This window comes from Methylobacterium sp. JK268 (assembly GCF_054052225.1).
The window spans coordinates 13,236-26,731 of the sequence record NZ_JBSVZN010000043.1; the positions used below are offsets into that span (position 1 = coordinate 13,236).

Here is a 13,496-nt window from a genome sequence, read left to right on the forward strand (position 1 = left end):
AGTCGCTTCGCGTCTTATTGCGCTGGTTTCCGGATCTCCTTCCACTTCGTTTCAGTCGTCCGGAAAAGGGGGACAGGCTTGAAAAAAGAGCCATCCTGGTCGCCTCCGTAGGCAAATCCCATCCATTCTCACCCCAGCGAGGACGTCCGATGCGCGTTTCGGAAGCATTCCGGCTCACCCCGTCCCGTTTCGCGCTCCTCGCCGCCCTGAGCTTCAGCGCGCCGGCCGCGGCCCAGCCCGCGCCCGAGGTGGCGATCGGCGGGACCGATATCGGCGGGCAGGTGGCCGGGCCGCAGGGGCCGGAGGCGGGCGTCTGGGTCATCGCCGAGACGACCGACCTGCCCACGAAATTCGCCAAGGTGGTGGTGACCGACGAGCAGGGCCGGTTCGTCATCCCGGACCTGCCGGCGGCCGGCTACCGGGTCTGGGTGCGCGGCTACGGCCTCGTCGACTCGGACAAGACGGAGGCGAAGCCCGGCCAGGTCCTGCGCCTCTCCGCCAAGCCGGCACCGAGCGCGGCCGCGGCGGCCGAGTTCTACCCGGGCGTCTACTGGTACTCCATGCTGCGCATCCCGCCCGCAGACGCGTTCCCGGGCTCCGACGACAATCCGGCCGGCATCCCGGCCGCGATGCGCTCGCAGGCGGACTGGATCGATACGGTCAAGAATTCCTGCCAGTCCTGCCACGCGCTGGGGAGCAAGAACATCCGCTCGCCGAGCCCGGCCCTCGGCGCCTTCTCGGCCTCCACCGACCTCTGGGCGCGCCGGCTCCAGTCGGGCCAGGCCATGAGCAACATGGCCCTCACCCTGTCGCGGCTCGGGCCCGACGCGGGCCTGCGGATGTATGCGGACTGGACCGACCGGATCGCGGCGGGCGAGTTGCCCTTCGACAAGCCGCAGCGTCCCTCGGGCATCGAGCGCAATCTCGTCATCAGCCTGTGGGATTGGGGCCTGCCGACGATGTACCTCCACGACGCGGTCTCGACCGACAAGCGCGACCCGCGGGTGAACGCCAACGGCCCGATCTACGGCTCGCCCGAGGAGAGTTCGGACCTCGTGCCGGTGCTCGACCCCGTGCGCAACGAGGCGCGGCTGATCCGCCACCCCTACCGCGACCCGGCGACGCCGAGCAGCCGGGACGAGCCGACCGGGACCTCGGTGTTCTGGGGCGACGACAAGATCTGGGACGGGCACACCAGCATCCACAACCCGATGATGGATTCCCGCGGGCGGGTCTGGTTCACCGCCCGGATCCGGCCGGCAGCCGACCCCGCCTGGTGCAAGGATGCCTCCCGCCACCCCTCGGCGGCGGTGACGCCGCTCGCCGAATCCGGCCGCCAGCTCTCGGTCTACGACCCGGCCGCGGAGAGTTGGACGCTGATCGACACCTGCTTCACCACCCAGCACCTGACCTTCGGCTACGACCGCGACGACACGCTCTGGCTCAGCGCCGGCCAGCCCACCAGCGGCGTCGTGGGCTGGCTCGACACCAAGCGCTTCGCGGCGACCCACGACGAGGCGGGGTCGCAGGGCTGGACGCCGATCATCGCCGACGTCACCGGGTCCGGGCGGCGCGCGCCGTTCGTGCAGCCCGACCAGCCGGTCGAGGCGGGCAAGGACAAGTGGGTGCGGGCCGCCTTCTACGGCATCGCGCCGAGCCCGCAGGGTGACGTGATCTGGGGCCAGTCGATGGGGCCCGGCTTCTCGCGCATGGACCAGCCGAGCCTGCTGATCCGCCTCACGCCCGGCGCCGACCCGAGCCGCACCGCGACCGCCGAACTCTTCCAGCCGCCGGAGGGCAGCTTCGGGAGCCGGGGCGTCGACGTGGATTCGCAGGGCGTCGCCTGGACGGTGCTGTCGAGCGGCCATCTCGCGAGCTTCGACCGGCGCCGCTGCAAGGGTCCTCTCGACGGACCGGACGCGGCGACGGGCCGCCACTGTGCCGAGGGCTGGACCCTCTACCGCTTCCCCGGGCCGCAATTCCGCGGGGTCGACCCGTCCGGCAGCGCGGACCACGCCTACTACGTCTGGGTCGACGTGCACGACACCTTTGGACTCGGGCGCGACACCCCCTTCGCCATGACCAATGGCGGCGAGTCGCTCCTCGCCCTGGTCGACGGACGCTTCGTGCGGCTGCGCGTGCCCTACCCGATGGGGTTCTTCAGCAAGAACGTCGACGGACGCATCGACGACCCGGCCGCCGGCTGGAAGGGGCGCGGGCTCTGGACCACCTCCGGCACGCGGGCGAACTTCCACAGCGAGGGCGGCAAGGGCGTGCTCGCCAAGGTGTTCAAGCTGCAATTGCGGCCCGATCCCCTGGCGCATTGAGGCGGGCCGGGCTCCGGAGAAAAAAGACGCAAAGCGTGGGAACCGTCCGGCCGATCCCGCGTTTCGCGCGTGCGAGGCCCGCACGGGCTCGCATCATGGGCGCCGGACACCGATCCGGCGGCCCTCGTCATCACGTTGCTCCGAGGAGGATGTGGTCATGAGGACCTTCGACGTCGCCCCGCTCTACCGCTCCACGGTCGGCTTCGACCGCCTGGTCTCGCTGCTCGATCAGGCCGCCCGCGTCGAGCCCTCCACCGCCTGGCCGCCCTACGACATCGAGAAGGTCGGCGCGGATTCCTACCGCATCACCATGGCGGTGGCCGGCTTCACGCCGGAGGAGATCGACCTCACCCAGCACGACACGACGCTCCTCGTCTCTGGCCAGAAGAAGGGACAGGAGGGCGAGCGCCAGTTCCTGCACCGCGGCATCGCGGCGCGCGGCTTCCGGCAGACGTTCAACCTGGCCGAGCACGTGCGGGTGACGGGCGCGAGCCTGGACCACGGGCTTCTGACGATCGCGCTCAAGCGCGAGGTCCCGGAGGCGTTGAAGCCGCGCCGCATCGCCATCGGCACCCCGCAGGGGGCGGGCGGCCGAGAGGACGGGCCGGCTCGGGTCGAGGCGCGCGCCGAGGCCGCCTGAGACCCGCCCATCCACTATTGGCCGAACCGTTCCCCGACGACGCGGAAAGACCCCAAGGGCCGCGCCCCGCTGCGCGCGGGGCCGCGCCTCCCCAGGGAGGATGAATCGTGACGATGATGGAGACGCAATTCCTGCACTCGGGTCCCTCGATCGCGGCCGGGCCGCGGGCGGCCTGCTTCGACACGTGGCAGGCGCTCGCCGCCCCCGGCGACGTGTTCCGTCACCCGCGCGAGGTGCTGGCTCACCCGCTCCTCACGACCGCCGAGAAGCGGGCGATCCTGGCGTCCTGGGCCTCCGACGCCAGCGCCCTCGAGAACGCGCCGGACCTGCGCTGCCTGAGCGGCTGCCGGGCCGAGCCGGTCTCGATCGACGCCGTCCTGGCGGCCCTGTCCGAGCTCGATCGCGCCGGCCCGCGGCCGGCCACGGCCGACCCCGCGACCCGGGCCCGGGCCCGTCGCCCCCTGGGGCGCCCGAACCCGGGCCGGCTGTTCCGGCGCAGCCGCCGCGACGACGACGACCCACCGCCCTGCCCGGCCGCGGCGATGCCGCGGCCGCGGACGCCTTCGGGCACGACCTGGGCCGTCGCGGTCCCGGCCTAGACCGGCGACCGGGCAAGCGGCGACAGGGCAAGCGGCCACATGGCGCGGGCGGGCGGAGTGCGGTCTTCTGGCGCCCCGCACCCAGGAGCGCACATGGCCCACCTGCTCGTCATCGGCGCCAGCCAGGGCATCGGGCTGGAAACGGTCAAGGCGGCGCTGGCCGCGGGCCACCGCGTGCGCGCCTTCGCCCGCTCGGCGGACGGGATCGCGCTGTCCGACCCGAATCTGGAACGCCGTGCCGGGGATGCCCTGAACGCGGCCGACATCGCGGGCGCCCTCGACGGCGTGGACGCCGTGGTCCAGGCCCTCGGCGTGCCCGCCCGCGCCCTGCTCGGACCGGTCCGGCTGTTCTCGGACGCGACGAACATCCTGGTTCCGGCCATGGAGAAGGCCGGCATCCGGCGCCTGCTCGCGGTCACCGGCTTCGGCACGGGCGACAGCCGCGCGGCGATCAGCCCCCTCCAGCGCCTGCCGTTCGAACTGGTCTTCGCGCGGGCCTATGCCGACAAGGACGCGCAGGAGATGCGGATCCGCCGCAGCTCCCTCGACTGGACGCTGGTCCGCCCCGGTGTGCTGACCGGCGGGGCGGCGACGGGCCGCTACCGCGTCCTCGACGAACCGTCATCCTGGCGCAACGGGCTGATCGCGCGGGCGGACGTGGCGCAGTTCCTCGTCGGCCAGATCGGGGAGACCGGCCGAGTGGGCAAGGCAGTGGTCCTGATCAGCCACGCCCTTCCGCTCTGATGGCCCTGCCCGAGTCCGGGCCGGTCCGGCCCGCCATGACCCGGGCCGCCGGCCTCGACGCCCTGGCGGCGTTCCTGGCCGGGCCCGGGTCGGACTACGCCGCCGCCCGGAACGTCGATCGCGGCCGCGGGCGCGCGCCCACGACCTCGCAACTCTCCCCCTATCTGCGCCGCCGGCTGCTGAGCGAGCAGGAGGTGGCGCAGGCCGCCCGGCGCGCCTTCGGCGCGGCCGGGGCCGAGCGGTTCATCGCGGAGGTTTTCTGGCGAACCTATTTCAAGGGCCATCTCGAGACCCATCCGGAGGCCTGGACCGGCTCCCGCACGGGGCTGGCGGAGGCGGAGCGGCGCCTCGCGGAGGAGCCCGGCCTGCGCCGGACCTATGCGCGCGCGGTCGAGGGCCGCACCGGCCTCGACGGGTTCGACGACTGGGCCGTCCAGCTCGCGGCGGAGGGCTGGCTGCACAACCACGCCCGCATGTGGTTCGCCTCGATCTGGATCTTCACGCTGCGGTTGCCCTGGGAACTCGGGGCGGATCTGTTCCTGCGGCACCTGCTCGACGGCGACCCGGCCAGCAACACGCTGTCCTGGCGCTGGGTCGCGGGCCTGCACACGCGGGGCAAGCACTACCTCGCGCGGCGCGACAATATCCGGCGCTTCACCGAGGACCGCCACGACCCGGAGGGCCTCGACGAGGGTGCCGCGCCGCTGGAGGAGGCTCGGCCGCCGCGGGAGGTGCCGCTGCCGCCGGCCGACGCCGCGCCGGACGGGCCGGTCGCCCTGCTGCTGCACCTCGACGACCTGCATCCGGAGAGCCTGCCGCTCGGCCGGGCCGAGGTGGCCCGCATCGGCGGCCTCCTCGCCCACGCGGAGGGGGCGGCCGACCCCGTCCGCGCCGCCGACCGGGCGGCGATGGCGGACGCGCTGTCGCGGGCCGAGGCCCATTTCGGCTGCCCGGCCGAGCCCGTGCGCGCGGGCTGGGCAGGGGACCTGCCGGTGGTCACCGCCTGGGCTCCGGTCGGCCCCTCGGCCGAGGCGCTGCCGACGGGATGCCTGCGCGTCCGTCGGGAGTGGGACGAGCGGGCCTGGCCGCTCGCGACGAGGGGATTCTTTCGCCTCCGGAGCGCCATCCCCGACCTGATGAGGGCGTGACCTGCGGCATTCCCTGCAGCGAACTTTTCCCCGTCGATCCTTCCGAGCCGGAGGCCGCAGCCGTGGACACGTTCGTCTATTCCCTCGTCACCCTGGTCGAGGCCGTGCTGGGGATCTTCGGCGTGCGAGCCCTCTACGAGCAGCCCCGCTACGCCGTCATCGAGCGCCTCGACCGCGGGGTCGAGATCCGCGCCTACGAGCCGCGCCTAGCCGTCGAGACGGACGCGCGCGGCCTGGGGGACGGCGAGGCCTTTGGGCGGCTGTTCCGCTACATCACGGGCGCGAACAGGGGGGCGGGCCGCATCGCCATGACCGCGCCCGTGGAGACGACCGGCCAACTCGTGGCCATGACGGTGCCCGTCGAGCGGAGAGCGGGCGGCACGATGCGCTTCTTCCTGCCGCGCAAGGTCGCCGAGGCCGGAGCGCCCGAGCCGACCGAGGCTGGAATCCGCCTGGTCCAGGTCCCGGCCGAGCGCGTGATCGCGCTTCGCTTCTCCGGCCGCATCACCCCCGAGACCAGGGCGGAACAGGAGCGCATCCTCGCCCAGGTTCTGGCGGCGGCGGGCCTCAAGACCAGCGAGGGCCCGATGGTCATGAGCTACGACCCGCCCTTCGCGATCCCGTTCCTGCGCCGGAACGAGGTCGCCGTCCGTCTCGACCAGTCCTGAACCCCGGCACCTTGAGCCCGCCACGAAGGGCTGTGAGCCATCCTCGGGCCTCACGTCCCCGCGCCGCGGGTGACGCCGCGCGGCCCGCGATCCCGGCACGGATGGGGGCGGCGGCGGTGTCATGCTGCCTCAGGGCGTGGAGCAAACGGCATGGTATCTGGTACATCTGATTCAGGCGCATCCGCCGCCGTCCCGCGTCAACGCCTCCGGCCCGCGATGGGCCTGGCGAATCCGCTCCTCCCGCCAATTGTTTGAAGGGCTGCTCGCCCCTTGCCTGACGCCTTCCAGTTCCTGCCCTCCGGAGGCCGAATGGGCGCCGAGATCCGCGCCCATGACTGGTCGACCACCTCGCTCGGACCGCCCGACCGCTGGCCGCCGTCCCTTCGCGTCAGGCTTTCCCAGATGCTCGCCTGCCCGACGGCGATGTTCCTCGCCTGGGGACCGGACCTGCTCTGCTTCTACAACGATGCCTACCGGCCGCTCCTCGGCTACCGCCAGTCCAACGCCCTCGGCCGCCCCTTCCGCGAGGTCTGGGCCTCCATCTGGGATGAGATCGAGCCCCTGGTGGAAGCCACCCTCGTCGGCGAGAGCCAGACGCTCACCGACGTGATGCTCGACCTCTCGCGCGAGGGAAAGCCGGAGCGGAGCTGGTGGTCCTTCACCTACTCGCCCGCCTACGACGAGGCGGGCGCGATCAACGGCTTGTTCTGCGTCACCGCGGAGACCACCGACCGGGTCCTCGGTGAGGCGGCCTTGCTGGAGAGCGAGGATCACTTCCGGCACACCGTCGAGTTGAACCCGCAGGTGCCCTGGACCTGCGACTCGAAGGGCAACATCACGTCCTACTCGAATCGCTGGCTGGAGCTGACGGGTCAGGCGCCGGGCGAACCGGATGGGACCGGGTGGATCAAGGTCCTGCACCCCGATGACGTGCTCTGGACATCGACGGTCTTCGCGGCCGCCCTCTCGTCGGGCGAGCCGGTGGACGTGGACTACCGCATCCGCCTGGCGGCCACCGGCGAGTATCGCTGGATGCGGGCCCGCGCTTTCCCGCGCCGGGACGCGGCGGGCGCCATCATCCGCTGGTACGGGGTCGTGGAGGACGTGCACGACCGCAAGATGGCCGAGGCGCGGCTGCAGGAGATGAACGCGACGCTCGAGCGACGGGTCGAGGAGGCGCTCGCCCAGCGAAAGCTCTGGGCCGACGTGTTCGAGACGACCGATGCCCTCGTCTGCGCCCTGGATACCGAATTTCGCGTCCTGGCGGCCAACCGGGCCTGGATCGAGGAGGTCGGGGCCGTCTACGGGGTCCGGCCGCGGATCGGCGACAATCTCCTCGACCTCCTGTCGCATTGGCCCGACCTGCTCGCGCCGGTTCGGTCGCTCTGGTCGCGGGCGCTGGCGGGCGAGGAGTTCACGCTCGTCGAGGCGTTCGGCGACGAGCAGCGGCGGCGCCGGCACTACGAGATCAAGTTCACGACGCTGCGGGACACCCAGGGCGCGCGGATCGGCGCCTTCCAGTACGTCCAGGACGTCACCGAGCGCCTGCGCGAGCAGGACCGGCTTGCCCGCGCCGAGGAGACGCTCCGGCACACCCAGAAGCTGGAGGCGGTCGGGCAACTCACCGGTGGGGTCGCGCACGACTTCAACAACATGCTGACCATCATCCGCTCGTCGGTGGAGTTCCTGCGCCGTCCGAACCTCGCCGAGGAGCGGCGCACCCGCTACCTGGAGGCGGTCTCGGACACGGTGGATCGCGCCGCCAAGCTGACGAGCCAGCTCCTGGCCTTCGCCCGGCGGCAACCCCTCACGCCCGAGGTGTTCGATGTCGGGGCGCGCCTGCGCGACTTGGCGGATATGCTGAACGCGGTGACGGGCGCTCGTCTCAGCATCGTCATGGAGGTGCCCGAGGCGCCCTGTCACGTGCGGGCGGACGCGAGCCAGTTCGAGACCGCGCTCATCAACCTGGCGGTCAACGCGCGGGACGCCATGGACGGCGAGGGCACGCTGACCCTGCGGCTCGACCCCGATCGGTCGCTGCCGCGCATCCGCTCCCACGCGGGCGCGACCGGTCCGTTCGTGGCCTTGTCCGTGGTGGACGGCGGGACCGGCATCGAACCGGACGTGCTGCCCCGGATCTTCGAGCCGTTCTTCACGACGAAGTCGGTCGGCAAGGGCACGGGCCTCGGGCTCAGCCAGGTCATCGGCTTCGCGAAACAATCGGGCGGCGACGTCGATGTCGCCAGCGCGGTGGGGCATGGGTCCACGTTCGTGCTGTACCTGCCCCAGGTCGCTCCGCCGCCCATCCCGGCCGTCAGTCCCGCCGGGGGCCCCATCGCGGCGACGGAGGCGGCGCGCAGGCTGTGCGTCCTCATCGTCGAGGACAATCTCGACGTCGGGCGCTTCTGCACGCAACTCCTGGAGGACCTCGGCCATGCCACCGTCTGGGCGCACAACGCCGAGGCGGCGCTCGCCGAGATGGAGCGGACTCCCTCCCGGTTCGATGCCGTCTTCTCGGACGTGGTGATGCCGGGCATAGACGGCGTCGAACTGGCCCGCCGGCTGCGGGCGAGCCACCCCGGACTGCCAGTGATTCTGACGACCGGCTACAGCGACGTGCTGGCCCAGGACGACACCCACGATTTCGAGGTCGTGCGCAAGCCTTACTCCGCGGAGCAGGTTGCGGGCGCCCTGAGGGGGGCTTCAACCAGACGACATCGTGCATCGGCCTGAACGGCCCTGTCTCGCACGGCCGGTCGCCCACTCTCCGGGACCTTGAGGCGACGCGTCCGACGGGGGCCTCTTGCCCTTGACCTCATGCCCGGCCAATCACCTGACACGAGGCCGGGCTCGCTAGGGGTCCGTTCGGTGCCGATCACGCCATGCGCCCAGGCTTTTTCCGCGGCGTCGTTCTGCGGGGACAAGTCTCTTGTTGGCGCACGCCAAACCGCTTGCCGCGTAATCGATTTTTGGCTGTTAGGGGGCAGGTGGCGGAGACGGAGTCCGCCCAGCACAGATCCCAGGCGATCTAGTCCAATCCAAAAGCCAAGGCAAATCAGAGCGTTGAGCTCCACAACGTGACCTGGCTCGTCCATTGTAGCCCAGACGCATCCAGTACATAATGTGGGCTGAAATGTGGGCTGAAAGATTGGGGGAAGGCGATGACGAAGGCCAGGGGACGCCATCCCGACAAGGCCCTTACAGCTATCAAAATCCGAGCGCTGAAGGCACCCGGCCGCTATGCCGACGGCAATGGTCTTTACCTTGTCGTCGATCCCTCTGGTGCCAAGCGCTGGATGTTGCGCACCATCGTTCAAGGTCACCGTCGCGATATCGGCCTCGGCGGTCTCAGCGTCGTGCCTCTCGCCGAAGCTCGCGAGAAGGCCCTCGCGTTCCGGAAACTCGCCCGCGAGGGCGGCGATCCGTTGGCTGAACGTCGCAAGACCCCGATCAGCGTCCCTACGTTCGCCGAGGCTGTCGAGAAGGTGCACGACGAGCACAAGGCAACCTGGAAGAACGCCAAGCATGCCCAGCAGTGGATAAATACGCTGCAGACCTACGCCTGCCCTCACCTCGGCGCGATGCCCGTCGATCGGATCGCGACGCCAGACGTGTTGAAGGCGCTAGCACCGATCTGGCTGACCAAGCCTGAGACCGCTCGCCGGGTGCGGCAGCGGATCGGCACGGTGATGGACTGGGCTAAGGCCGCCGGGCACCGCTCGGGCGATAATCCGATCGACGGCGTGGGCAAGGGGTTGCCAAAGCAGACCGACCGGGACGAGCACCATGCGGCACTGCCCTACGCTGAGGTGCCGGCCTTCGTGGCCCGGCTGCGGACTTGCGGCGGTAGCGAACCGGTGCGTCTGGCTTTCGAATTCCTGATCCTGACTGCGGCCCGCACCGGCGAGGTGCTGGGCATGAACTGGTCTGAGGTCGACATAGCCGAACGGCTCTGGACGGTGCCCGCCGCACGCATGAAGGCGGGGCGCGAGCACCGGGTGCCGTTGTCGGACCGGGCTCTAGCGGTCTTGGCTCGGGCGAAGGCGCTGAGCACGGGCATGGCACTGGTATTCCCCGGACGTTCGGGCGAGCGACCACTGTCGAACATGGTATTCTTGATGCTGTTGCGGCGCATGGAGCTCGGCATCACGGCACACGGATTTCGGTCGTCGTTCCGAGACTGGGCAGCGGAGCAGACTAACCTGCCGCGCGAGGTGTCCGAGATGGCTCTTGCGCATACTGTGGAAAATCGCGTCGAGGCCGCCTACCGTCGCGGCGATTTATTGGAAAAACGTAGAGAATTGATGCATGTATGGGCAATATATTTGGATTGTCGACAGTGAACGTGCGTGCAGATAAATCTATGCGGTTGCGATTGTCGTAGGAGGCTTGTAAATATGCGCAAAGAGAGCGATTGGCGGGTTGCATCGGACGAGGTTGCTGCGCCTATGGAAACCCGGGCCCAGCGGATAGATTTTGTCATTCAGCGTCAAACCGGTATTCCAAGCGTATACTATCTCGAATCTCTCACGGAGGAAGAGCGCGACGTTCTTCTCACCGATGACGATAGGGAGGAGCGTAATGTGCGCTTCGAGTCTTTAGCGAGTATGCCGGAAGCTGAATTTGAGCGCCTCTACGAAAACGAACGCCGTGAGCTGCAACGTGAGTTAGATTTATATTGCGCTCCGGCAGACGATATTACGCTTCGAGATTGGGCACGCAAGGAAGTGTGGTATCCGGCGGAAGCCCTTAGCCTCTGGTTCGGCTTTGCGCCCCGCACGAGTGTTAATCTCGCTGCCTGGGCCCGGAGGAACTATGGGCTAACGAAAGCAGCCGCCGAGATCATAAAACGGCAGGAGTTGCTCGAACGGGCCTTCTGGGTCGGCGTGTTGGTCGAGCCCCTCTCCCCGACATCGTTCATCAAGTGGGCAATGCTCAAGGACTTGCGGCTGCCCGACGCGCTAGTTGCAGAGCCAGGCAGCACGGTGCCAACCGGTATGCCCGGTCAGGAGCACGAGGGGACGAACCACGAAGTGAAAGCTCTTCGTCGTCAGATCGAACATCTTACGGCGAGGCTGGAAGAAGTAAATAAGCCTTACTACCAGATGTCGGTGAAGCTCTTTGCCGCGCTGTGCGTCGACATATACGGGTTCAGGCCGGATGGTAAGCGCAACGCTGCAACCCGGATAATCCGGGACATCCTGAAAGATTATTGGAACGCGAAGGATCCAAAGACTGTACTGGGGTACATTCGATCCGCCGTCGCCACGCTCCCAGAGGCCGACAAGAAGCTGGCCAAGCTCCGCCACGACCCCCTCATGGAAGAGAAAATCGAACCGCTGCCCTAGAACTTCTCTTAGCGACGCCACGGCTTCCGTACGTAGAAGCTGCAGCCTGACACTCTCCCGTCATCGACCTCGTTGGCGGGAGCCGTCATGCCTCATTCTCCACACCCTCCTTCGGCCTGCCTGCGCGTCAGCCAGATCGTGAAGCCGCATGGGTTGCTGCCAATCGCCCGCTCAACCTGGTGGGCGGGCGTCGCCTCCGGACGCTACCCGCAACCGATCAAGCTCGGCCCCGGCATCACCGTGTGGCCCGCTCACCTGATTCAGGAACTCGCCGAGAATGGCGTCGCCCGGGTCGGCTGAGGCCCATCCCGATCACCGCAGACGATGGATCGGCCGGGCACGCCATGCCGCGACCCGGCTTCGAGGGAGCTTGAATCCGATGACCCTAGAAGACGCCTATCGTGAACTCGAACTGCCGCGTGGCGTGACACTCAAGAGCATCGAAGCTCGCTTTCGTGAAATGGCCAAGCGCCGCCACCCGGACGGCAGCGACCCAGCCCGGATTGCCTCGTACCTACGTTTGCTTGAGGCCCGTCAGGTGCTGCGCGATCGCCCGCCCGCGCAGATTGGGGTTGCCGACGCGTCGCCCGCTCCCGCGGCGGCCGGCTGTTGCGTGTCCGATGCAGTCGCGGATGCACGCCTCGACGAGAAAGCCGTACTTCTCGTGCGCGAGGTCATTGCGTCAAACGATCTCGTCATCCTGTTCGACCTGTCAATTGTGGTCGGCAGCGAGCCCCATCGAGGCTTCGGCCGCGAGGAGGTGCGAGCCTGGCTCGCTCGCCCAGACGATTGGAGCCTCCGAAGGTTGTTTGACACGGTAATGGACGAGGTTCGCGGCGGCGGTCACCCGTTTATCGCGGCCGATATGCGGCGGGCTCTCAGCCGCGTTGCCCGGGAGGAGCAGCATGCCCGCTATAATGCCGTGATGAAACCGCTCCTGTACAATCCTCTCAACCTTGCCGAGCACCAGCAGGCGCGAACACTGTGGTTTGATCTCGTCAGCACAACCTTGGCGATCGACCCGAAACTGGGCGTGGCCGTGCTGCAGCACTTCATCTGGCAAGTGAAGCGCAAGCAGCTCTGGCTGCCCGTCGAGCACCATCTCATGGTTGTAATTTTCAGCCCGAGGCAGGGTACCGGCAAGACCACATTGCTGAAGCGGTTCGTCGCGCCGCTGATGGAACTGGCAAGCGCGCCGGTGCTCCTCTCCCAACTCGCCGATCCTCGCAGCGGCGACATCCTCCGCTCGCCCGTCGTGATAGTCGACGACGTCGAACGTCTCGATCCGCGGCAGGTCCCGGTACTCAAAAGTCTGCTTACGGCTGAGACGGTGAGCCGCCGCCGCCTCGGCTCGTCGTTCGCCGAGAACCGGCACCAGCGCTGCACTCCGATCGGCACGGCCAACGAACCCATCGGTGCGCTCATTGCCGATCCGACCGGCCACCGCCGCTTCGTCGGGCTGCCGTTCCGCAACGGTGCTGTCGCCAAGGGAGGCGACGCGGCGGTATGGCGGGCCGTCAACGAGACTGACTATCACCTCTTGTGGCGCTCGGTCGACGGGTTCGGCCCTTCGCCGATCGTGGAGCACCTGAGTGCCCTGGCGGCCCTGCAGGCCGCGGCGACACCCGTGGATCCGCTGCGGGACTATCTCCTTGAACTCGACGTCCACGACGAGGCCGTGCTGAACATCACCGTGCGTGGCGGTGTGCGGGCGGACGAGTTGCGGGAGTTGCTGTGCGCGCGCATGGGCGTGGCGATCTCGAACATGGCCTTCAGCTTGCGCATGTCGGTGCTCGTGGGTGATCCCGAGGTGCCCTTTAGGCCCAAGGTCCGCGTGAGCAAGGGATGGGTATATCCTCTGAAGTACCCTCGTAGTCCCGTCGAGATGCCGTTGGATCCAAACGGACCCACGCGCCGTGATCCGGATCGGTTCCGCACCGCCGAGCCGACAATTGCGCTCTGAGGTTGTCGATCGCAACCGCTGCCCCACGCCGGCCCAAGTCCGGGTCCGGCGTGGGGCAA

11 protein-coding genes are annotated in these 13,496 nt (G+C 68.9%); all 11 read left to right on the forward strand.

The window, feature by feature from the left end; genetic code table 11:
* Positions 1-149: 149 nt before the first annotated feature.
* The 11 genes from ACW9J6_RS31290 to ACW9J6_RS31340 all read left to right on the forward strand — a co-directional run bounded on the left by ACW9J6_RS31290 (position 150) and on the right by ACW9J6_RS31340 (position 13,437).
* Positions 150-2,327: a carboxypeptidase-like regulatory domain-containing protein gene (locus ACW9J6_RS31290; RefSeq protein WP_457120227.1), complete on the forward strand. Its 2,178-nt coding sequence runs from the start codon at positions 150-152 to the stop codon at positions 2,325-2,327.
* A gap of 157 nt (positions 2,328-2,484) precedes the next feature.
* On the forward strand, positions 2,485-2,967 hold the full coding sequence (locus ACW9J6_RS31295; protein WP_457120228.1) for an Hsp20 family protein: 483 nt from the start codon (positions 2,485-2,487) through the stop codon (positions 2,965-2,967).
* 116 nt (positions 2,968-3,083) lie between these two features.
* Positions 3,084-3,566, forward strand: a complete 483-nt coding sequence (locus ACW9J6_RS31300) for a hypothetical protein (RefSeq protein WP_457120267.1) — start codon at positions 3,084-3,086, stop codon at positions 3,564-3,566.
* A 93-nt stretch (positions 3,567-3,659) separates the two neighbouring features.
* Positions 3,660-4,310: an NAD(P)-dependent oxidoreductase gene (locus ACW9J6_RS31305; protein WP_457120229.1), complete on the forward strand. Its 651-nt coding sequence runs from the start codon at positions 3,660-3,662 to the stop codon at positions 4,308-4,310.
* 35 nt (positions 4,311-4,345) lie between these two features.
* Entirely contained in the window at positions 4,346-5,458 is a 1,113-nt protein-coding gene (locus ACW9J6_RS31310) for an FAD-binding domain-containing protein (RefSeq protein ID WP_457120230.1), read from the forward strand.
* A gap of 62 nt (positions 5,459-5,520) precedes the next feature.
* A complete protein-coding gene (locus ACW9J6_RS31315) occupies positions 5,521-6,126 on the forward strand; it encodes an SOUL family heme-binding protein (RefSeq protein WP_457120231.1) in 606 nt (201 codons plus the stop codon).
* A gap of 309 nt (positions 6,127-6,435) precedes the next feature.
* Positions 6,436-8,859, forward strand: coding sequence for a PAS domain-containing protein (locus ACW9J6_RS31320; RefSeq protein ID WP_457120232.1), 2,424 nt, complete (start codon positions 6,436-6,438; stop codon positions 8,857-8,859).
* A 428-nt stretch (positions 8,860-9,287) separates the two neighbouring features.
* A complete protein-coding gene (locus ACW9J6_RS31325) occupies positions 9,288-10,469 on the forward strand; it encodes a tyrosine-type recombinase/integrase (protein WP_457120233.1) in 1,182 nt (393 codons plus the stop codon).
* Positions 10,470-10,523: 54 nt separating this feature from the next.
* Complete coding sequence (locus tag ACW9J6_RS31330; protein WP_457120234.1) at positions 10,524-11,474, forward strand: hypothetical protein; 951 nt, start codon at positions 10,524-10,526, stop codon at positions 11,472-11,474.
* Between the two features lie 87 nt (positions 11,475-11,561).
* On the forward strand, positions 11,562-11,774 hold the full coding sequence (locus ACW9J6_RS31335; protein ID WP_457120235.1) for a helix-turn-helix transcriptional regulator: 213 nt from the start codon (positions 11,562-11,564) through the stop codon (positions 11,772-11,774).
* Positions 11,775-11,853: 79 nt separating this feature from the next.
* Entirely contained in the window at positions 11,854-13,437 is a 1,584-nt protein-coding gene (locus tag ACW9J6_RS31340) for a hypothetical protein (RefSeq protein WP_457120236.1), read from the forward strand.
* Positions 13,438-13,496: the final 59 nt, after the last annotated feature.